The organism is Gemella sp. GH3 (genome assembly GCF_013415425.1).
GTDB lineage: Bacteria > Bacillota > Bacilli > Staphylococcales > Gemellaceae > Gemelliphila.
Genome location: NZ_JACBYC010000225.1, coordinates 1 through 438, shown reverse-complemented (window position 1 = coordinate 438; position 438 = coordinate 1). Strand labels below are relative to the sequence as shown.

Annotated in this window: 1 protein-coding gene; it reads left to right on the top strand. The window is 48.2% G+C overall.

The window, feature by feature from the left end:
• Positions 1 to 125 precede the first annotated feature (125 nt).
• Positions 126 to 438 (top strand): heavy metal-binding domain-containing protein (locus HZY83_RS07825; RefSeq protein ID WP_218925377.1); only part of this gene is annotated, 313 nt, incomplete at its 3' end.

The window sequence follows — 438 nt, the reverse complement described above, 5'->3', positions numbered from 1 at the left end:
GGTTAATCTTCTCAGGCGGCTCGGAGAGTATACCCGGAGAAGATCATTCCGGGCATACACATGAGATGACTACCGATGAGAACGGCAAACAGGTTTGGACCTGTTCAATGCACCCACAGATAAAGATGGATAAGCCAGGCAAATGTCCGATTTGTGCGATGGATCTGATTCCGTTGAAAACAACAGGCTCGGGAGATGCGGCAATCGATCCGTCGGCTATCCAGATGTCGGCAGAAGCGGTTGCACTGGCCAATATCCAGACAACGGTTGTAAGTAAACAAAATCCGGTAAAGGAACTGCGCCTTTACGGAACCGTTCAGGCAGACGAGCGTTTGTCTCAATCCCAGACCTCTCATGTCAACGGACGTATAGAAAAACTGTTTGTAAATTTTACAGGAGAACGTGTGGGTCAGGGTCAGACTATAGCGACTATTTATT